General features: G+C 64.8%; 17 protein-coding genes. 6 read left to right on the forward strand and 11 right to left on the reverse strand.

The features are described 5' to 3' along the window. The first annotated feature begins 405 nt into the window (after positions 1-405). Together mutS and ASF61_RS14020 are read left to right on the forward strand one after the other, a co-directional pair. The gene (mutS, locus tag ASF61_RS14015; RefSeq protein ID WP_056156849.1) at positions 406-3,054 is read left to right on the forward strand and encodes a DNA mismatch repair protein MutS; all 2,649 of its coding nucleotides are present in this window, start codon (positions 406-408) and stop codon (positions 3,052-3,054) included. Then, positions 3,051-4,142 carry a hypothetical protein gene (locus ASF61_RS14020; RefSeq protein WP_082491678.1) on the forward strand — a complete coding sequence of 364 codons (1,092 nt, stop codon included), beginning with the start codon at positions 3,051-3,053 and terminating at the stop codon, positions 4,140-4,142. The genes mutS and ASF61_RS14020 overlap by 4 nt, the downstream gene beginning before the upstream one ends. A 40-nt stretch (positions 4,143-4,182) precedes the next feature. Here the strand turns inward: ASF61_RS14020 and ASF61_RS14025 are convergent, their stop codons facing one another. Continuing rightward, positions 4,183-4,725 carry a peptidylprolyl isomerase gene (locus tag ASF61_RS14025; RefSeq protein ID WP_056156851.1) on the reverse strand — a complete coding sequence of 181 codons (543 nt, stop codon included), beginning with the start codon at positions 4,723-4,725 and terminating at the stop codon, positions 4,183-4,185. Between the two features lie 115 nt (positions 4,726-4,840). On the opposite strand from ASF61_RS14025, the gene ASF61_RS14030 reads away from it, so the two are divergent. Beyond that, complete coding sequence (locus tag ASF61_RS14030; RefSeq protein ID WP_056156854.1) at positions 4,841-5,962, forward strand: cupin domain-containing protein; 1,122 nt, start codon at positions 4,841-4,843, stop codon at positions 5,960-5,962. 385 nt (positions 5,963-6,347) lie between these two features. After that, complete coding sequence (locus ASF61_RS22880) at positions 6,348-6,608, forward strand: hypothetical protein (RefSeq protein ID WP_082491680.1); 261 nt, start codon at positions 6,348-6,350, stop codon at positions 6,606-6,608. Between the two features lie 123 nt (positions 6,609-6,731). On the opposite strand, the gene bamC is transcribed toward ASF61_RS22880, so the two are convergent. The 8 genes from bamC to ASF61_RS14070 form a co-directional block, all read right to left on the reverse strand. Then, complete coding sequence (bamC, locus tag ASF61_RS14035) at positions 6,732-7,922, reverse strand: outer membrane protein assembly factor BamC (protein WP_200919869.1); 1,191 nt, start codon at positions 7,920-7,922, stop codon at positions 6,732-6,734. 54 nt (positions 7,923-7,976) lie between these two features. Next, positions 7,977-8,864 (reverse strand): 4-hydroxy-tetrahydrodipicolinate synthase, encoded by an 888-nt coding sequence (dapA, locus tag ASF61_RS14040; RefSeq protein WP_056156856.1) that lies wholly within the window; start codon positions 8,862-8,864, stop codon positions 7,977-7,979. A 106-nt stretch (positions 8,865-8,970) separates the two neighbouring features. Further along, on the reverse strand, positions 8,971-9,519 hold the full coding sequence (locus tag ASF61_RS14045; RefSeq protein WP_056156858.1) for a bifunctional 2-polyprenyl-6-hydroxyphenol methylase/3-demethylubiquinol 3-O-methyltransferase UbiG: 549 nt from the start codon (positions 9,517-9,519) through the stop codon (positions 8,971-8,973). A 30-nt stretch (positions 9,520-9,549) separates the two neighbouring features. Further along, positions 9,550-10,224 carry a site-2 protease family protein gene (locus ASF61_RS14050; RefSeq protein ID WP_056156860.1) on the reverse strand — a complete coding sequence of 225 codons (675 nt, stop codon included), beginning with the start codon at positions 10,222-10,224 and terminating at the stop codon, positions 9,550-9,552. A gap of 83 nt (positions 10,225-10,307) precedes the next feature. Further along, positions 10,308-10,931, reverse strand: coding sequence for an L-threonylcarbamoyladenylate synthase (locus tag ASF61_RS14055; protein ID WP_056156862.1), 624 nt, complete (start codon positions 10,929-10,931; stop codon positions 10,308-10,310). Between the two features lie 11 nt (positions 10,932-10,942). Continuing rightward, positions 10,943-11,821, reverse strand: a complete 879-nt coding sequence (htpX, locus tag ASF61_RS14060) for a protease HtpX (RefSeq protein ID WP_056156864.1) — start codon at positions 11,819-11,821, stop codon at positions 10,943-10,945. Between the two features lie 108 nt (positions 11,822-11,929). Then, positions 11,930-12,763, reverse strand: coding sequence for a 3',5'-nucleoside bisphosphate phosphatase (locus tag ASF61_RS14065; RefSeq protein WP_056156866.1), 834 nt, complete (start codon positions 12,761-12,763; stop codon positions 11,930-11,932). 71 nt (positions 12,764-12,834) lie between these two features. Beyond that, the gene (locus ASF61_RS14070) at positions 12,835-13,719 is read right to left on the reverse strand and encodes an alpha/beta fold hydrolase (protein WP_056156868.1); all 885 of its coding nucleotides are present in this window, start codon (positions 13,717-13,719) and stop codon (positions 12,835-12,837) included. A 175-nt stretch (positions 13,720-13,894) separates the two neighbouring features. Here ASF61_RS14070 and hslO point away from each other — a divergent pair, with 175 nt between their 5' ends. After that, positions 13,895-14,848, forward strand: a complete 954-nt coding sequence (hslO, locus tag ASF61_RS14075) for an Hsp33 family molecular chaperone HslO (protein WP_056156870.1) — start codon at positions 13,895-13,897, stop codon at positions 14,846-14,848. Here hslO and ASF61_RS14080 read toward each other — a convergent pair whose 3' ends face one another. Both ASF61_RS14080 and ASF61_RS14085 read right to left on the reverse strand, forming a co-directional pair. After that, positions 14,849-15,838, reverse strand: a complete 990-nt coding sequence (locus ASF61_RS14080; RefSeq protein WP_056156872.1) for a bile acid:sodium symporter family protein — start codon at positions 15,836-15,838, stop codon at positions 14,849-14,851. A 4-nt stretch (positions 15,839-15,842) separates the two neighbouring features. Then, entirely contained in the window at positions 15,843-16,163 is a 321-nt protein-coding gene (locus ASF61_RS14085; protein WP_056156874.1) for a hypothetical protein, read from the reverse strand. 162 nt (positions 16,164-16,325) lie between these two features. Between ASF61_RS14085 and ASF61_RS14090 the strand changes: the two genes are divergently transcribed. Next, positions 16,326-18,740, forward strand: coding sequence for a TonB-dependent receptor (locus ASF61_RS14090; RefSeq protein WP_056156876.1), 2,415 nt, complete (start codon positions 16,326-16,328; stop codon positions 18,738-18,740). Positions 18,741-18,765: the final 25 nt, after the last annotated feature.

Consider the following 18,765-nt stretch of genomic DNA (forward strand, 5'->3'; position numbering starts at 1 on the left):
AGGTGAAGAGTTATCGGGATGCTAATAACTTATTTTACGCAAGCGATATCGCTTTCGATATGGATGGGGGACTGCGCGCGCCGCTCTCCGCTGCGATCACAGCACCTGCCGGCAGCACTACGGCGCGGCGCGATTGTCGGTATAATCCTGCCTCCGTATTGCTTGTTGCAGTGCGAACGGCACCGCCTCTAAGTGATTGAATGAGTTAAACATTTTCAACGCATCTTTTTTTGCGCCCGCCACGCTTCCAGCATTTATTTCTTCCCGCTGCCATCGTTTGTCTGTGCGTTTTTTGCAGAAAAAACCGTGCGGCAAGTTGCAAAAAGCTGCATCACGCCGGGGCCTTTGAAAAATGTGCCAGCACCCGATTCAACAGCAAAAAAACAACAGAACTGAGCAAAGCCCATGACCGTCAAACCTGCCGAAAAGTTAACCCCGATGATGGCCCAGTACATGGGCATCAAGGACCAGCATCCTGACATGCTGGTGTTTTACCGCATGGGCGACTTCTACGAGCTGTTTTACGACGATGCGGAAAAGGCGGCGCGCCTCCTGGGCATCACGCTGACCGCGCGCGGTTCGTCGGGCGGGCAGCCGATCAAGATGTGCGGCGTGCCGTTCCATTCGCTCGAGGGCTATCTGGCCAAGCTGGTCAAGATCGGCGAGTCGTGCGCGATCTGCGAGCAGATCGGCGATCCGGCCACCAGCAAGGGGCCGGTCGAACGCAAGGTGATGCGGGTGGTAACGCCGGGCACGCTGACCGACGCCGACCTGCTGCCGGAAAAGGCCGAGCGGCCGCTGCTGGCGATGTGCGTCGTCACCCAGCGCAAGGTGGCCACTGCCGGCCTGGCGTGGCTGTCGCTGGCCAGCGGCGCGCTGCGCCTGATGGAATTCTCGGGCGATGTCGCCACCGTCACCACGCGCATGCTGCAGGAGCTGGAACGGATCGCACCGGCCGAGGTGCTGCGCGGCGATAGCGGCGACCTGTTCGAGGAAGCGCTCACCTGCCACGTCAACCGGGTGCCCGACTGGCATTTCGATGTCGCCAGCGGCCACAAGGCGCTGCTCGACCAGCTGTCGGTGGCCACCCTCACCGGCTTCGGCGCCGACAACCTCGGCGCCGCGTTCGGCGCGGCCGGCGCGCTGCTGCGCTACGCGCAATCGACACAGGGGCGCGGCCTGCAGCACGTGCGCACGCTGACCACCGAGACCGAGAACGAATTCATCGGCCTCGACGCCGCCACGCGGCGCAACCTGGAGCTGACCGAAACCATCCGCGGCCAGGAATCCCCTACCCTGTTCTCGCTGCTCGACCATTGCCGCACCTCGATGGGGTCGCGCCTGCTGCGCCACTGGCTGCACCATGCGCGGCGCGACCAGGGCGTTGCCCGCGCGCGCCACGCGGCCATCGCTGCACTGGGCCAGGCCGACGTGACGGCGGCGCTGTCGCACACGCTGGCGCAGGTGCCCGATATCGAACGCATCACCACGCGCATCGCGCTGCTGTCGGCGCGCCCGCGCGACCTGGCCAGCCTGCGCGACGGCCTGCAACAGCTGCCGGCGCTGCGCCAGGCGATGCAGCGCGCGCTGACCGACGGCGCCCTGCTGGCTGCGATCCACGCCGACACGGCCACGCCGCAGGCGTGCCTGGACCTGCTGCAGCGCGCCGTCGCGCCGGAACCGGCCACCATGGTGCGCGACGGCGGCGTGTTCGCGCGCGGCTTCGACGCCGAACTCGATGAGCTGCGCGCCCTGTCCGAAAACGCCGGCCAGTTCCTGGTGGACCTGGAAACGCGCGAGCGCGCCCGCACCGGCATCGCCAACCTGCGGGTCGAGTACAACAAGGTGCACGGCTTCTACATCGAAGTGACCAACGGCCAGGCCACCAAGGTGCCGGACGACTACCGCCGCCGCCAGACCCTGAAGAACTGCGAGCGCTACATCACGCCGGAACTCAAAGCCTTCGAGGACAAGGCACTGTCGGCGCAGGACCGCGCGCTGGCGCGCGAAAAGATGCTGTACGACGTGCTGCTGGCCGACCTGGCGCCGTTCATCGGCGAACTGCAAACCGTCTCGAAGGCGCTGGCCCAGCTGGACGTGCTGGTGTCGTTTACCGATCACGCGCTGCGCCACAACTGGTGCGCGCCGCAGCTGGTCGACAGCGCCTGCATCAACATCGTCGAGGGCCGCCACCCGGTGGTGGAAAACCAGATCGAGCGCTTCATCGCCAACGATTGCCGCTTCGTCGACGAGCGCCGCCTGCTGCTGATCACCGGTCCGAACATGGGCGGCAAATCGACCTTCATGCGCCAGGTGGCGCTGATCGTGCTGCTCGCTTACGTGGGCAGCTACGTGCCTGCGGCCAGCGCGGCCATCGGCCCGATCGACCGCATCTTCACCCGCATCGGCGCCACCGACGACCTGGCCGGCGGCCGTTCCACCTTCATGGTCGAGATGACCGAAGCGGCCGCCATCCTCAACGGCGCCACCGCCAACTCGCTGGTGCTGATGGATGAAATCGGCCGCGGCACGTCCACCTTCGACGGCCTGGCGCTGGCCTGGGCCATCGCCCGCCACCTGATCGACAGCAGCCGCAGCTTCACGCTGTTCGCCACCCATTATTTCGAGCTGACGCAGCTGCCCGACAGCCATCCCACCGCCGCCAATGTCCACCTGTCGGCCGTCGAGCACAAGGACAGCATCGTGTTCCTGCACGCGGTGCAGGATGGCCCGGCCTCGCAAAGCTACGGCCTGCAGGTGGCGCAGCTGGCCGGCGTGCCGCAACCGGTGATCAAGGCCGCGCGCAAGCACCTGGCGCGCCTCGAAGCGCAGGCGCTCGACGCCACGCCGCAGCTGGACCTGTTTGCCGCACCGGCGGTCGATGCCAACGACGATGCGGTGGCAGTGGCGGAGCCCGTGGCAGCGGCGGTGTCGCCGGCCATGCGCGAGCTGCTCGAAGCGCTGGACGAGCTCGATCCCGATGCGCTGACCCCGCGCGCGGCGCTCGAGCAGCTGTACCAGCTCAAGCGCCTGACGGAGACGGCGCAGGCATGAGGCCCGCGGCGCACGCGGCCACTGGCGCGGCACGGCGCCGGTCCCGGGTACGCCTGGTGCGTACCGGACTGGCGCTGTCGTTGACCGCCTGCGCCTTGGGGTTTGTGCCGGCCCATGCGCAGGGCCAGCCGGAGCCGAGACCGGCATCGGCATCGGCATCAGAACCGAAACTGGAAGCGAAGCCGGAATCGAAGCTGCCGGCGCGGTCCGACCTCGCGGCCGGCAGCTTCCGGTTCGGCGTGATCGGCCATTCGTTCAAGACCGGCGCCGACGAGACGGTGCTCAAACGCGCGATTGCGGGCGCCACGCAGGGTCGTCCGGCCTTCGTGGTGGCGACCGGCGTCAAGGCCGAGAGCGAGCCGTGCAGCGACAAGCTGTACGCCAGCCGCTATGCGCTGCTCGATGCGTCGAGCGTGCCGATGGTGGTGTCGCTGGCCGGCAGCGACTGGAGCGCCTGCCTCAACTCGGCCGGCCGTTCGAACGCCATCGACCGCCTGAACCGCCTGCGCGAACTGTTTTACCGCGACAGCGAAACGCTGGGCGCAAAACGCCTGCCGGTGACGCGGCTGTCGGGCAGCGCCAAGTTCCGCAGCTATGCGGAGAACGCGCACTGGCAGGTGGGCAAGGTGCTGTTCGCCACCATCAACCTGCCGGCCAATAACAACCACTACCGCGCCGAGGCGGGCCGCAACAGCGAATACGAAGACCGCCTGGTGGCCAACCGCGCCTGGCTGCACCGGCTGTTTACGCTCGCGGTGCGGCAGAAAATGGAAGGGCTGGTGCTGTTTTCGGACGGCGACGTGGGCCTGGAGACGGAACCGGGTTTTTCGCTGCTGCCGCGCTTCGAGACCAAACGCGACGGCTTTGCCGAACCGCGCAAGCAGATCAAGACGCTGGCCGCAAAATTCAGGGGGAAGGTGCTGCTGGTCGATACCCAGATCGTCGAAGCGGCTGCCAAGGAGCCGTCGATCCACTGGCAGGACAATGTAGGACATCTGAACCTGGCCGCCGACTGGACCGAGGTGCGCGTGGCGCCCGCGAGCGCCACGCTGTTTGCCGTCAGGGGACCTGCAGACACCGTCCCCTGATCATCGCTGTCGGGACCCGCAAGACGTTGCGGGCGACCCGTCAGTGGATCGGGTGAATGGCGACGTGATCGCCTTCTTCGCCTTCGTCCTCGTCATGGCCGTGGTGGTGGCCATGGGCGCCGTGCACGTGGCCGTGGGCGATTTCTTCTTCGGTTGCTTCGCGCACTTCGGCCACGTCGAGCGAGAAGCGCAGCGCCATGCCGGCCAGCGGATGGTTGCCGTCGAGGACAACCTTGTCGTCGGCGATATCGGTCACGGTGAAGATCAGTGCTTCCTCGTCGCTGTCGCCATCGGGCGTGCCCTCGAACTGCATACCCACTTCGAGCGGCTCCGGCAGGCGGTTGCGTGGCTCGACCTTGACCAGGGCGGCGTCGTATTCGCCGAAGGCGTCTTCCGGTTCGATCTGGATGATGGACGAATAACCGACTTCCTTGCCGTCGAGTTCTTCTTCGATTTTAGGCAGGGTGTTTTCGTATCCGCCGTGCAGGTACACCATCGGCTGGCGGCCGTCTTCGATCAGATTGTCCTGGGCATCGGACAGTTTGTAATTCACAGTCACGACCGTGTTCTTGGCAATCTTCATTTGGCATTCCTTTCAGTGATTAGCCTTCGGATTATACCGCTTCTTACATCGCGCCTGGCCTTCGGCGCAATCACGCCGCTGCGGCATCGGCGGGTACGGCGGTTTATAATGCCGTATGCAAAAACTACCTCTTCTCGGCAACATCACGCCGGCGCAGTTCCTGCGCGACTACTGGCACAAGAAGCCCCTGCTGATCCGTAACGCCATCCCCGGCTTCAAGCCGCTGCTGACGCTCGACGCACTGGTGCAACTGGCCTCCACCAACCATGCCGAATCGCGCCTGATCACGGCGGTCGACGGCCAGTGGGACATGCAGCACGGTCCGCTGGAAAAGCTGCCTGCGCGCAGCGAACGCGAATGGACCATGCTGGTCCAGGGCGTCAACCTGTTCGATGCCGGCGCCGACGCGCTGCTGCGCCAGTTCCGCTTCCTGCCCGACGCGCGCCTGGACGACCTGATGATCAGCTTTGCCACCGATGGCGGCGGCGTCGGTCCCCACTTCGATTCCTACGACGTGTTCCTGCTGCAGGCCCAGGGTCAGCGCCGCTGGCGCATCGGCCCGCAAAAGGACCTGAGCCTGATCGAAGGCCTGCCGCTGAAAATCCTGGCCAACTTCACGCCGGACCAGGAGTTCGTGCTCGAACCGGGCGACATGCTGTACCTGCCGCCCCACTACGCCCACGACGGCGTGGCCATCGGCGACTGCCAGACCTATTCGATCGGCTTCCGCTCGCCGTCGTACCAGGAACTGGGCGAAGGCTTCCTGCAGTTCATGGCCGACTCGATCGACCTGCCGGGCCGCTACGCCGATCCGGAACTGCAGGCGACCGCCAAGCCGGCCGAGATTCCGCGCCACATGCTCGACACCATCATCGAGGAGATGAACAAGGTGCGCTTCACCGAGGACGACATCACGATCTTCCTCGGCGAATACCTGTCCGAGCCCAAGCACAACGTCTTTTTCACCGGCCCCGCCAAGCCGCTCACGTTTGGCAAGTTCGGCGACGCGGTGGCGAAAAAAGGGCTGGTTCTCTCGCGCAAGACGCAGATGCTGTACCGCGGCAAGAACGTCTTCATCAACGGCGAGTCGTTCGGCGTCGGCCGTGCCGACAAGACCACCCTGGAGCTGCTGGCCAACCAGCGCGCCCTGACCGGCGCGCAGTTCGGCGCCGCCTCGGAAGACGTGCTCGAAGCGCTGTACACGTGGTACCAGGATGGCTGGGTGGAACTCGGTTAAGCACGGAAACGGCTGGCGTGGGGTGTTGGCTACGAATTATTACAATTTGTCTTGCAATAAGTGTGCGCTTGATAACAAACCGGACTGGACTCTTAGCAAGTTCCGAGTAAAATGCCAATGTTCTGGCGAAAGCTGGTGACGACTTAGTGCGGACGTTTTGTGGATCGAATTTAAATGTTGCGGTATCGCAAAATTGTTCGGTGAACAGGATGTTGTCCTATTGCGACGCACTAAAAATCGCTATAATATTCGGTTAGGAAGTTTCCGTTGTCTGGCAGGCACCATTCAGGTACGAAAGCCTTCGAAGACGACCTAATGAGCGATAATTACCGGTAATTATTCATCGCAACACTGTGTTTAAATTTGAATTAACTAAGGAAAACAAATGAAAAAATCCCTGCTGATCGCTTCCCTGCTGGCCGTAGCTGCTCTGACCGCTTGCTCGAAAAAAGAAGAAGCTCCTGTTGCTCCAGCTCCAGTAGCTGCTCCAGAAGCCGCTCCAGTTGTGACCCCAGCTCCAGCTGCTGACGCTGCTGCTGCTCCAGCTGCTGCTGACGCTGCTGCTGCCGCTTCGCAAGCTGCTTCGGCCGCTGCTGACGCAGCTGCTGCTGCTTCGACCGCCGCTTCGGCTGCTGCTTCGAAGTAATTCGACAGCATTATAAAGACCGGCCTGCGGGCCGGTTTTTTTTCGCCTGGGTTTTTATAAGGCCAATAACCAGGACATAAAAAAACCGGCGCGAGGCCGGTTTATTTTTTTGCAGTGCATTATTTATTTCAACTGGTCGTACAGCACGCTCATGATCTTGTCGCCGACCGGGGTGGCTTCCGGTGCGCCGGCATTGGTGAGCACGGTAACGGTGCTGGTGCTGGCCTCGCCGGCCTTGACCTGGATCCGGTAACGCTGGGCTTCCTTGTCCGCCTCCGAGGTCGAACCCCAGCTGAACAGCTTGCTGAAGAAACCTTTGCTCTCGGCGGTATCGTCCACGTAGCGCACGAAATAGGTGCCGGTGGTGCGGTCGCGGTCTTCCACCGTGAAGCCGGCGCGGTCCAGCGCCAGGCCCACGCGGCGCCAGGCGCGGTCGAAGCCCTCGTCCACCTGCACGTAACGGGCGGCGCCGGTGCCGACCAGCGACGCGTGCTGCGGCTGCACCACGGCCGAATCGACGGCAGCCTTGACGGTCGGCGCATCTTTCTTGACGTCGCCGTTGCCGAGGCGGGTCATCAGCTTGGCCAGCAATTCCGCTTCCAGGCCCGGATCGTTGGGGCGCGCGGTCCAGATCGCGGTTTCCTTCTGGGCGCCCTGCAGCACTTCCTGCACGCCGCGGTGGCTGATATAGATCTCGCTGGAGCCGTCGGCGCGGCGCTCGATGCGGGTACGGAACTTGTCGCGCTCGCCGGTCGAATAGGCCGAATCGAATACCTTGCCGATCGTGCTGCGGATGAAGTCCTGCGGGATCTTGGCGCGGTTTTCGGTCCACTCGGTTTCCATGATGCCTGCCGCCGGCACTTCCTGCGCCAGCTTGAAGCCCGAATCTTCCCAGAACTGGGTCAGCTGCGGCCACAGCTGTTCCGGGGTCTGCTTGACGACCAGCCAGCGCTGGTTGCCGTCGCGCTCGACCTTGATGTCGTTGATCGACGTCGGCACCACGGTGCCGGCGGCCGGCTGGCCCGGCGCCACGGCGGCGCCATCGGCAACGGCAGCGGCCGAGCGCGCGGCGTTATAGCCGGACGCGGTGGCCACGCCATTGCTCGAATCGGACTGGGCGTAACGGCTGTCTTTTTGCAGCTGGGTCAGATCGGGCGGCACGTCGAGCGGTGTGGCCTTTTTGGCGCCCTTGTAATCGACCTTGTCGTTGCCGATGACGGAACTGATCATGCCGCAACCGGTCAGGCTGGCCATCAAGGCACCGGTCACCAGCACGCGCTGGGAAGTGGTAAAAGCTGTCTTGCGAATAGTCATGTATTTATATGCAGCAAAAGTTAATCCCGGCAATTCGGGACGGGATGCTTCTTCTCAACCAGGTGATGACAGGACGCCCGCTTCGCGCAGCGCTGCACGCACGGCTGCGTGGCACTCGTCCGCGAGCGGCACCAGCGGCAGACGTATGCCGGCCGGCATCTTGCCCATCTCGGCCAGCGCCCATTTGACCGGCACCGGGTTCGGCTCGATGAACAGCTTCTGGTGCAGCGGGAACATCTGGTTGTTGAGCGGCACGGCCTTGGCGACATCGCCGGCGATGGCCGCCGCGCACATCTGCGCCATGGTGCGCGGCATGACGTTGGCGGTAACCGAGATATTGCCGGCGCCGCCAGCGAGCATCAGCGCCATGGCCGTGGGGTCGTCGCCCGAGTACACGGCAAACCCTGCCGGCGCCAGGCGCAGCAGGTCGAAACCGCGCGCGATATTGCCGGTTGCATCCTTGACGCCGACGATGTTGGGGATCTCGGCCAGACGCAGGATGGTGTCGTTGCTCATGTCGGCCACGGTACGGCCCGGCACGTTGTACAGGATCACCGGCAGATCGACCGCTTCGGCGATCGCCTTGAAGTGCTGGAACATGCCCTCTTGCGTGGGACGGTTGTAGTAAGGGACCACCTGCAGCGTGGCGTCGGCGCCGGCTTCCTTGGCAAAACGGGCCAGCTTGATCGCCTCGGCAGTGGAGTTGCCGCCGGCGCCGGCGATGATCGGGATGCGGCCGTTGGCATGGGTCACCGTTGCCTTGATCAGTGCGCAATGTTCTTCCACGCTGACGGTGGCCGATTCGCCGGTGGTGCCGGCGATGACGATGCTGTCCGTACCTTCGGCGATGTGCCAGTCGATCAGCTTGTTCAACCCATCGAAGTCCAGACTACCGTCCGCGTGCATCGGAGTGACGATTGCTACTATGCTGCCCTTGATCATAGGAAATAACTGCATAAAGTATTAAAACAACGATTGTAGACGATGACTCGCCGGTATGGTGCTTTTCGCGCTGTTACAAACATAAATTCGAGGCAATCCCGGCAGTTCACAGCGGCGGCAGCAGCGCCGCCGAGCGCGGAAATCCGGGCTTCACGGCGCACAGGCGCTGCACCATGGCCGGCTTGGGGACCTGGGTGACGCCATCCTCGTAAGCGACCACCCGCAGGCCGTGCTCGGCCGCCAGCGCCAGCAATTCGCCCGGCTGCAGCAGGAAATCGGGGTTCGACGGCTTGCCGAACTGGGCATTACCTTCGGCAAAGGTCTCGTAGATCAGCACCCCGTTTGGGGCCAGGCTGGCCAGCATGTCCGCCATCAGCGGACGGTGCAGATAATTGGTGACCACGATGCCGGCAAAGCGCCCGGGACCGAACGGCCAGACTGCGCCCGGCTCCTCGAGATCGATCGGCGTGGTGGTGATGCCGGGGCCGGCAGCTTCCAGCAGGGCTTCCGGGTTGCCGTCGAGCGCCAGCACGGCGTGGCCGAGCGTGACCATGTGGCGCGCATGGCGGCCCTTGCCGCAGGCGAGGTCCAGCACTTCGCCGCCGGGAACCAGCGGGGCGTAGCGTTGTACCCAGGGGGAAATGGTGTCGCTCATGGTGTCTCTACGATATCGGTCGCGGCGCGCTTACTGCAACAGCCAGATCAGCGGCAGGACCAGCAGGTGAAAAATGCTCTGCACGAAGTGCATGCCCTGGATGAGCACGCCGTCGAGCAGGTCGAAATACAGCATCAGGACCAGCGCGATGAACACGAGCATGCTGAACCGCTCGATCTGCGCATAGCGGCGCGCCAGCGGCAGCGGCAACAAGCCGGTGACGATGCGGCCGCCATCGAGCGGCGGCAGCGGAATCAGGTTGAATACCAACATGGCCGAGTTGACGCCAATGCCGGCGCGCGCCATCAGCACGAAGAAATCGTCCTGGTCTAGGTGCAGCAGATAGATGAAGATCACCCACAGCGCCATCCAGCCCAGGCCCATGGCAAAATTGGCGCCCGGCCCGGCGGCGGCGACGAACGCCATGTGCTTGCGCGGATTGCGCAGGCGCTCGTAGGCGACCGGCACCGGCTTGGCATAACCGAGCGGGGGAAATTTCATCAGCGCCAGCATCAGCGGCAGCAGGATGGTGCCGAACAGGTCGATATGGCGCGCCGGATTGACGCTCAGTCGCCCCTGGTCCGCTGCCGTGGAGTCGCCGAAATAGCGGGCCACATAGCCATGCGCCGCCTCGTGCAGTGAAATCGCAAACAGAACCGGAATCGCGTAGACCGTCGCGGTCCGGATGATGGTGTCAATGTCCATGAGGCAGGATTCTATCAGACGCGCCGCGCGGGATTCGGAGCGATGGCAGCCGCCGGCGCGGCCCCGCCAGGTTCAGCCGCGCTCTACAGGCCAAAGACCGACGCATCGCCCCGCCCTTGTCGCACCAGCTCGGCCTCGGGACCGGTCAGGTCGATCACGGTGGTCGGCTCCATGCTGCAGGCGCCGCCGTCGATCACCAGTTCGAGCTGCTTGCCGAGGCGCGCGCAGATGGTGTCGGCATCGTTCAGCGCCTCGGTCTCGTCCGGCATGATCAGCGTGGTGCCGAGCAGCGGCTGCGCCAGTTCGGCCAGCAGGGCGTTGATGATGGCGTCTTCGGGCACGCGCAGGCCGATGGTCTTGCGCGACGGATGGCTCAAACGGCGCGGCACCACCTTGGTCGCCTCGAGAATGAAGGTGAACGGCCCGGGCGTGGCTGCCTTCAGCAGGCGGAACTGGCGGTTATCGACGCGCGCGTACACGCCCAGCTCGCTCAAATCGCGGCACAGCAGGGTCAGGTGATGCTTTTCGTCGATGCTGCGCAGGCGCCGCAGCCGCTCCACCGCGCCCTTGTCGTCGAGGTGGCAGACCAGCGCATAGCTGGAGTCGGTCGGCACGGCGACGATGCCGCCGCCGTGGATGATCTGTGCGGCCTGCTTGATCAGGCGCGCTTGCGGGTTGACGGGATGGATCTGGAAAAATTGGCTCATGGTGGTGACAATCAGGCGCGCAGGTTTTGCAGCGCGGCGATACGTTCTTCAAACGGCGGATGGGTGGAGAACAGGGCGCTCCAGCCACGGCCACTGGTAATGCCGGCCGCCGCGATCGATTGCGGCAAGGCGCCGGGGGGCACGCCGTTCAGGCGCGCCAGCGCGTGCTGCATCGGCGCGGTGCTGCCCAGCAGGCGGGCCGAGCCGGCGTCGGCGCGGAATTCGCGCTGGCGCGAGAACCAGGCCACGATCAGCGACGCGGCCAGGCCGAAAATCAGTTCGCACACGAACACGGTCACCATGTAGCCGACGCCCACGCCCTGGCGGTCGGTATTCTTGAGCAACACCTTGTCGACAAAAAAGCCGACCACGCGCGCCAGGAACACCACGAAGGTATTGACCACGCCCTGGATCAGGGTCATGGTGACCATGTCGCCGTTGGCGATGTGGGCCACCTCGTGACCGAGCACGGCTTCCACTTCCTGCTGGTTCATGTTCTGCAGCAGGCCGGTGGAGACGGCCACCAGCGCCGAATTCTTGAACGCACCGGTGGCAAACGCATTCGGTTCGCCGTCGTACACGGCCACCTCGGGCATGCCGATGCCGGCCCGCTCGGACAGCTGGCGCACGGTATTGAGCAGCCACGCTTCGGTCGCATTGGCCGGCTGGCCGATCACGCGCGCGCCGGTCGACCACTTGGCCATCGGCTTGCTGATCAACAGCGAAAAGATCGCGCCGGTAAAGCCTACCACCAGCGAAAACGCCAGCAGGCTGCCCAGTTGCAGCGTATTGCCGGCGCCGGGACGGCCGATCCCCAGCAGCGACAGGACGATGGACAGCACCAGCATCACGGCCAGGTTGGTGGCGATAAAGAGGACGATACGTTTCATGGTGTTTTTCTCCGTGCGGACGAGTTTGCCCAGATCATAAAGTATGACCGGCTTGACGCAAAATCAAGAGGCGACGGTGAAGATCGGTCAAACGGCCGTGAAAGCCGGTCAGAACCAGTCGTGCCACACGGGCGTGACATTGGCCGGCAGCGGCGGCAGCGCGGCGAAATCGACGCGCGACTCGCCCGGCGCATGGAAGTCCGAGCCGCGCGAGGCCAGGAAGCCGTAGTAGTTGGCCAGCTGCGCATACTCGGGATACTGGTCCGGCGTATGGCTGCCGGTGACCACCTCGATGGCGGCGCCCCCGAGCTGCCTGAATTCGTCGAACAGCTGGCCCTGGGCCAGCTGGCTGAAGCGGTAGCGGCCCGGGTGGGCGATCACGGCCACGCCGCCTGCCGCGCGGATCCAGCCGACCGTTTCGGCCAGCGTGCCCCAGGCATGGGGCACATAGCCGGGCCGCCCTTCGGACAGGTATTTGCGGAACACTTCCGCGATGTTGGCGCAGGCGCCGATCTCGACCAGGTAGCGGGCGAAATGGGTGCGCGACATCAGGTCGGGATTGCCGACATATTTCAAGGCGCCCTCGTAGGCGCCGTCGATGCCGGCCGCAGCCAGCTGGCACGCAATCTCGCGGGCCCGGTGGTCGCGCCCGGAGCGGATGCGCGCCAGGCCGGCCGTCAGCACCGGGTGCTGCTCGTCGATCTGCAGGCCGACGATGTGCACGGTTTCACTGGCCCAGGTGATCGAGATTTCCACGCCGGTCACGAAGCGCATGCCCTGCTCGGCCGCCGCTGCGCGCGCATCGGCAATGCCGCCCACCTCGTCGTGGTCGGTCAGCGCCCACACGTCCACGCCGCCCTGGCGCGCATGGGCGGCCACCGCCTGCGGCGTCATGACGCCGTCGGAAACGTTGGAGTGGCAGTGCAGATCGACTTTGAGCATGGAAAGTTTTTTGACGGTTGAGCGTTCATTGTACGCTGCCTGCGCGATTTTCACCGCAGCGGCACGTCGGACTAGTCCGCCAGAAAATCCTCGATCAGGCGCGCCAGCGCGGCCGGCTGGTCGTGGTGCAACATGTGGCCGGCGCCGACGAGGGTGGCGCGCTGCAAATGGCGCAGGTGGCCGAGGCGGCGGTCGAGTTCGCCCCGCCCTGCCGGTTGCGCACCGAGCCAGTCCCACATATTGGTCTGGTCCGCTTCCACCCACAGCACCGGCGCGGTGATGGCGTCCCAGCAGGCCAGCACGTCTTCCACGTGATACGGCAAGGGGCCGGCCTGCTTGTGGACCGGGTCGCCAAGGATGTCCCACTGGCCGGCGGCGTTCTGCGCCGCCCAGTGCTGCGCCAGGAACGCCGCCTTCTCGTCGGACAGGCGCGGATTGGTCTTTTGCAGGCGCGCCGCCACGGCGGCGAGCGTCGGATAGCTGCGCAGTTCCGGCTGCTGCTGCAGGCCTTCGAGCCACTGGGCATAGCGGCCCGGGGTCTGCTCGGGACGGTGCGCGCGCAGGCCCGCGCCTTCCAGGTTGATCAGCTTGCGGATACGCTCGGGCCGGGCGCCCGCGTACAGGCCCACCACGTTGCCACCCATGCTGTGACCGAGCAGGTTGATCGCCTGCCCCGGCGCATAGTGACGCACGATGGCGTCGAGGTCGGCCAGGTAGTCGGGGAACCAGTAGGTATCGGCGCCGCTGCGCTGCGACAGGCCGAAGCCGCGCCAGTCCGGCGCGATCACGTGCCAGTCGCCCTGCAGGGCATCGACCACGAACTGGAACGAAGCGCCCACGTCCATCCAGCCATGCAGCATGAACATCTTGGATGCGCCTTCGCGCCCCCAGTGGCGGATGTGGCTGCGCAGGCCACGTATGGTCAGAAACTCGGAACGCGACGGCGTATAGGTCATGGTGTGCCTTGAAAATGAGAAGTCCGGCGCAACATCGAAGGATTGCTGGCCGCAGATGACGCGCAACGCGACGATGCAAAATAATAGCACGACCGTTCGCTGCGAGGGTGCGCCCTGCGCCAGCGTAAAATAGCGACCCGCACCAACACGCCGCCAACCCAGACTGGATACCCCTATGAGCACTCCCCTGTCCCCGGACACCCTGCAAAAATTCATTTTCGACAATGCTGCCGTGCGCGGCCAGTTCATCGACATTTCCGCCACCTGGCGCGAGGTGCTGGCGCGCCACGACTATCCGGCACCGGTCAAGAAGCTGCTGGGCCAGATGGTGAGCGCGGCAGCGCTGCTGTCCGCCAACCTCAAGTTCAACGGTTCGATCGTCATGCAGATCCATGGTGACGGTCCGGTGCGCCTGCTGGTGGTCGAATGCGACGCCGACCTGCGCCTGCGCGCCACCGCCAAGCTGGCGCCGGACGCCGCGATCGCCGACGACGCCTCGCTGGCGTCGCTGCTCAACGCCGGCGGCCAGGGCCGCTTCGTGATCACGCTCGATCCGGCCGACAAGGTGCCGGGCCAGCAGCCGTACCAGGGCATCGTGCCGCTCGACGGCGAGGACGTGGCGACCGTCATCGAAAACTACATGATGCGCTCGGAACAGCTCGACACCAAGTTGTGGCTGGCCACCGACGACACCACGGCGCGCGGCCTGCTGCTGCAAAAGCTGCCCGACCACGGCGGCAAGGCGGGTGCGCAGCCGCTGTCGGCCGACGAGGCGCTGGAAACCTGGAATCGCGCGGTGATGCTGGGCGGCACGCTGAAGGAACAGGAAATGCTGGAAACCACGATCGACGTGCTGATGCAGCGCCTGTTCTGGGAAGAGACGATCCGCGTGTTCGAGCCGCTCACGCCTTCATTCCACTGCAACTGCACGCGCGAAAAGGTGGGCAATATGCTCAAGATGCTGGGCCAGCAGGAAATCGAGAGCGTGGTGGCCGAGCAGGGCCACGTCGGCGTGAACTGCGACTTCTGCGGCCAGTACTACGAGTACGACAAGGTGGACGTGGCCCAGCTGTTCGCCACCGATGCGCCCGTGGAAACGCTGCTGCCACCGGGCGACGCCAAGCACTGATCAGGTCAGCGCGGCCGTCTCTTGCTTGTCGGCCGCGCTGGCATAACGCTGGGCCAGCACCGCGCACACCATCAGCTGCAGCTGGTGGAACAACATCAGCGGCAACACCACCGCGCCCAGCGCACCTCCCGCAAACAGGACTTTTGCCATCGGCACGCCGCTGGCCAGGCTTTTTTTCGAGCCGCAAAACACGATCGCAATGCGGTCTTCGCGGCTGAAACCCAGCTTGTTGCTGGTCTTGGCGGCAACCACCATCACCAGCGCCAGCAGCACCGCGTCGATCACCAGCAGCCCGGCCAGCGAGCGGCCCGAGACCTGGTGCCACAAGCCCTGCCCCACCGCCTCGCTGAACGCCGTGTACACCACCAGCAAAATCGAGCCCTGGTCCACCAGCCGCGTCACCGCCTTGTTGCGCTCGACCCAGGCGCCGATCCAGCGCCGCGCCACCTGGCCGGCAATGAACGGCAGCAGCAGCTGGGTGGCGATCTGCACGAACGATTCGAGCGAGGACCCGCCCTGCATCTTTGCCGACGTCAGCAGCCCGACCAGCAGCGGCGTGATGAATATCCCCAGCAAATTCGAGGCCGACGCGCTGCAGATGGCGGCCGGCACATTGCCGCGCGCGGCGGCCGTGAACGCGATCGACGACTGCACGGTCGATGGCAGCATGCACAGGAACAGGATGCCCAGGTACAGATCGGGCGTGACCAGCCGTTCGAGCAGCGGCCGCAAGCCCAGGCCCAGCAGCGGGAACAGTGCGAACGTGCACAGCAGCACCAGCAGGTGCAAGCGCCAGTGCGTGATGCCGGCCACCACCGCCTCGCGCGACAGCTTGGCGCCGTGAAGAAAGAACAGCAGGCACACGGCCACGTGGGTAATGTGGTCGAACACCACGGCGGCCTGGCCGGTACAGGGGAACAGGCTGGCGGCGCCGACCGTGACGATCATGGCCAGCGTAAAGTTATCGGGTAAGAGTTTCGGTCGAGCCATTGGGTTACCTGGAACATGTGATTGCAAGAATGTCGATGCCGCCGACGACGCGGACCGACGCGGCGCTGCGCACCAGGTCCACCCGCTCGATGCAGGTCCCGCGCAGCAGGCTTTCCTGGCTGCGCGTACAGACCGTGAGCGTGCCGGCGCTGCTGCTCTGGCAGTCGAACTGCTCGGCGCGCATGCGCACCAGCGCCTCGTCGAGCGTCATGCCGGGTGCGATGGTCGAGGTGACGAAGTTGCCCAGCTGGCCCTGGTTGGCGACATAGCAGCCGGCGAGGGGCAGCGCCAGCGCCATGGCGGCGAGTATGGCGGGGATGCGCATGGTGTGATTCCTGGTTATTTCCATCGGGCACAGTGTACCAGCCCGGCCGTCCGCCAGCCATCGGGCTGTCACGGCGCCGTCACCGAGCCGTCATCAGCTTGTCACACTGCCTCCCTATCATGCGCCACGTTGTGATTCACTTAATCTGGCTACAAGGCAAAAATGAACAAGAAATCAGTTGCAGTGCGCTCGGTGTGCTTCCTGGCCCTGGGTCTTCCGATGCTGGCCATGGCCGCCAACGTGGCGGCCGCCGTGGCCGCGATGGCCGATGTGGCCGAGGTGGCAGCGCCAGCCGCCGCTGCGGCCGACGCCGCCACTGTCGGCGCTGCCGGCGCCCCGATCGCCACCGTCGAAGTGGCCAGCCGCAAGACCCGTTCCTCGGTCGAGATGAGCAAGAGCGACATGCAGAAAATCCTGCCGGGCATCAACCCGCTGAAAGCACTGCAAACCCTGCCCGGCGTCAGCTTCCAGACCGCCGACCCGTGGGGCAACAACGAGCAGAACCAGTCGCTGTTCATCCACGGCTTCAGCGGTCCGCAGCTCGGCTACACGCTCGACGGCGTGCCGCTCGGCGACCAGCAGTACGGCAACTACAACGGCCTGTCGCCGCAGCGCGCGATCACCAGCGAAAACGTCGGCAGCGTGATCCTGTCGTCGGGCGCCGGCGACCTGGCCACCGCTTCCACCAGCAACCTGGGCGGCACCATCGAGACCTTCTCGAGCGACCCGGGCCAGGCGCGCAACCTGGCCGTGCAGCAGACCGTGGGCAGCCACACCACGTCGCGCACCTTCGTGCGCTACGATACCGGCGCCTTCGGCGACGGCAGCAGCGCCTACCTCTCGGCGCTGCACCACGAACAAAAGGCGTGGGACTTCGATGCGCGCCAGGGGGGCGACCAGTTCAATGCCAAGTACGTCAACCAGAGCAACCTGGGCAAGCTGACGCTGTTCCTCAACTACTCGGACAAGATCGAGCCGAACGAGGACAGCACCGTGCGCTCGGCCAGCGAAAAATACCAGCCGTACACGCGGCCGTTCATGTACCCGAACTTCCAGCAGGCGCTCAACTACCTGTCGGCCACCGGCGCCACGCCTGCAGCCGACGGCAACAACTACCGCAATTATTACGGCGACGCCCAGCGCACCGACTACCTGACCTACGCCAAGTTCGACCTCAACGTCAGCGACAACACCACCTGGTCCAACCAGGTCTACTACCACAACGACGATGGCGTCGGCGTGGTGGCCGGTCCGATCGGCGTGGCCGGCCTGCCGGGCCTGTTCTCGGTGTACTTCCCGGGCCAGGACTTGAAACAGGTGTTCGGCGGCTCCGGTTACGCCACCCGCACCACCGAGTACAAGATCAACCGCGCCGGCTGGCTGTCCACCGTGCGCAGCGAGATCGGCGACCACAAGCTGCAGGCCGGCCTGTGGTTCGAGCACAACCGCTCGCAGGCGTACCGCCGCTGGTACGCGTTCGACGTCAACAATCCGAGCTCGCCGTACGACCGTCCCAGCAATCCCCTGATTACCCAGTACGGCAGCGAGATCGACAACAAGGTCGTGCAGCTGCACGTGCAGGACGAATGGCGCGTGCGCGACGACATCGCGCTGCAGGCCGGCGTCAAGTCGAGCCTGCAGTTTGCTGACGGCCAGTTCCCCGTGCAGCCGAAGCTGGGCGCCATCGCCAACGGCTCCACTGCCCTGCCGGTGGGCAAGATCGACACCAAGAAATGGCTGCTGCCGCAAGTCGGTGCGCGCTGGGACATCACGCCGCACGACCAGCTGTTCGTCAACGTGCAGAAAAACATGCGCCAGTTCGTCACTTACGGCGGCGGCGGCGCCTCGCCGTGGAGCCTGGCCAGCCAGCCGGCGTTCGACCTGTTCCGCGACACGGCCAAGCCGGAAACCTCGATCACGTATGAAACGGGCCTGCGCACCAGCCACACGCTGAACTGGGGCGCGCTCTCGGCTTTCGACGGCCAGGTCAACCTGTACCACGTCGACTTCAAGAACCGCCTGCTGACCATCAGCCCGACGCCGGTGATCACGTCCATCATCGGCGGCAACCCGGTGCTGGCCAACGTCGGCAGCGTCAAGACCGACGGCGTCGACCTGTCCGGTACGCTGCATTTCGGCCGTGGCTTCTCGTTCTACAACGCGCTGTCGTACAACCGTGCCGAGTACCAGGACAATTACAACAACGGCGCCGCCGTGGTGCAGACTGCCGGCAAGAACATTCCTGGCAGCCCGGAATGGATGAACAAGTTCGTCGCCACCGCCACCGTGGCCGACACCGAGTTCCAGCTGATCGGCGACTACGTCGGCAAACGCTACGCCACCTACACCAACGACCTGTCGGTGAACAGCTACTTCCTGATGAGCCTGGGCATATCGGGCAAGCTGCCCTTCCTGAACGGCAGCTGGATTCGGAACGCGCGCTACCGCGTCAACATCAGCAACCTGGCCGACAAGAAGGGCGACCTCAACGTGGTAGTCGGCGCCGCCAGCGGCACGTACAATACCTTCCCGATCGCCCCGCGCCAGGGTTTCCTGACTTTGATGGCAGACTTCTGATGACCACCCGAACTTTTGCAATGCC

It is taken from the genome of Duganella sp. Leaf126, assembly GCF_001423125.1.
GTDB lineage: Bacteria > Pseudomonadota > Gammaproteobacteria > Burkholderiales > Burkholderiaceae_D > Rugamonas.

What these genes read in the sequence shown, in the direction of transcription:
- mutS (WP_056156849.1), top strand. Translation starts at nt 406, where the DNA reads ATGACCGTCAAACCTGCCGAAAAGTTAACCCCGATGATGGCCCAGTAC.
- ASF61_RS14020 (WP_082491678.1), top strand. Translation starts at nt 3,051, where the DNA reads ATGAGGCCCGCGGCGCACGCGGCCACTGGCGCGGCACGGCGCCGGTCC.
- ASF61_RS14025 (WP_056156851.1), bottom strand. Translation starts at nt 4,725, where the DNA reads ATGAAGATTGCCAAGAACACGGTCGTGACTGTGAATTACAAACTGTCC.
- ASF61_RS14030 (WP_056156854.1), top strand. Translation starts at nt 4,841, where the DNA reads ATGCAAAAACTACCTCTTCTCGGCAACATCACGCCGGCGCAGTTCCTG.
- ASF61_RS22880 (WP_082491680.1), top strand. Translation starts at nt 6,348, where the DNA reads ATGAAAAAATCCCTGCTGATCGCTTCCCTGCTGGCCGTAGCTGCTCTG.
- bamC (WP_200919869.1), bottom strand. Translation starts at nt 7,922, where the DNA reads ATGACTATTCGCAAGACAGCTTTTACCACTTCCCAGCGCGTGCTGGTG.
- dapA (WP_056156856.1), bottom strand. Translation starts at nt 8,864, where the DNA reads ATGATCAAGGGCAGCATAGTAGCAATCGTCACTCCGATGCACGCGGAC.
- ASF61_RS14045 (WP_056156858.1), bottom strand. Translation starts at nt 9,519, where the DNA reads ATGAGCGACACCATTTCCCCCTGGGTACAACGCTACGCCCCGCTGGTT.
- ASF61_RS14050 (WP_056156860.1), bottom strand. Translation starts at nt 10,224, where the DNA reads ATGGACATTGACACCATCATCCGGACCGCGACGGTCTACGCGATTCCG.
- ASF61_RS14055 (WP_056156862.1), bottom strand. Translation starts at nt 10,931, where the DNA reads ATGAGCCAATTTTTCCAGATCCATCCCGTCAACCCGCAAGCGCGCCTG.
- htpX (WP_056156864.1), bottom strand. Translation starts at nt 11,821, where the DNA reads ATGAAACGTATCGTCCTCTTTATCGCCACCAACCTGGCCGTGATGCTG.
- ASF61_RS14065 (WP_056156866.1), bottom strand. Translation starts at nt 12,763, where the DNA reads ATGCTCAAAGTCGATCTGCACTGCCACTCCAACGTTTCCGACGGCGTC.
- ASF61_RS14070 (WP_056156868.1), bottom strand. Translation starts at nt 13,719, where the DNA reads ATGACCTATACGCCGTCGCGTTCCGAGTTTCTGACCATACGTGGCCTG.
- hslO (WP_056156870.1), top strand. Translation starts at nt 13,895, where the DNA reads ATGAGCACTCCCCTGTCCCCGGACACCCTGCAAAAATTCATTTTCGAC.
- ASF61_RS14080 (WP_056156872.1), bottom strand. Translation starts at nt 15,838, where the DNA reads ATGGCTCGACCGAAACTCTTACCCGATAACTTTACGCTGGCCATGATC.
- ASF61_RS14085 (WP_056156874.1), bottom strand. Translation starts at nt 16,163, where the DNA reads ATGCGCATCCCCGCCATACTCGCCGCCATGGCGCTGGCGCTGCCCCTC.
- ASF61_RS14090 (WP_056156876.1), top strand. Translation starts at nt 16,326, where the DNA reads ATGAACAAGAAATCAGTTGCAGTGCGCTCGGTGTGCTTCCTGGCCCTG.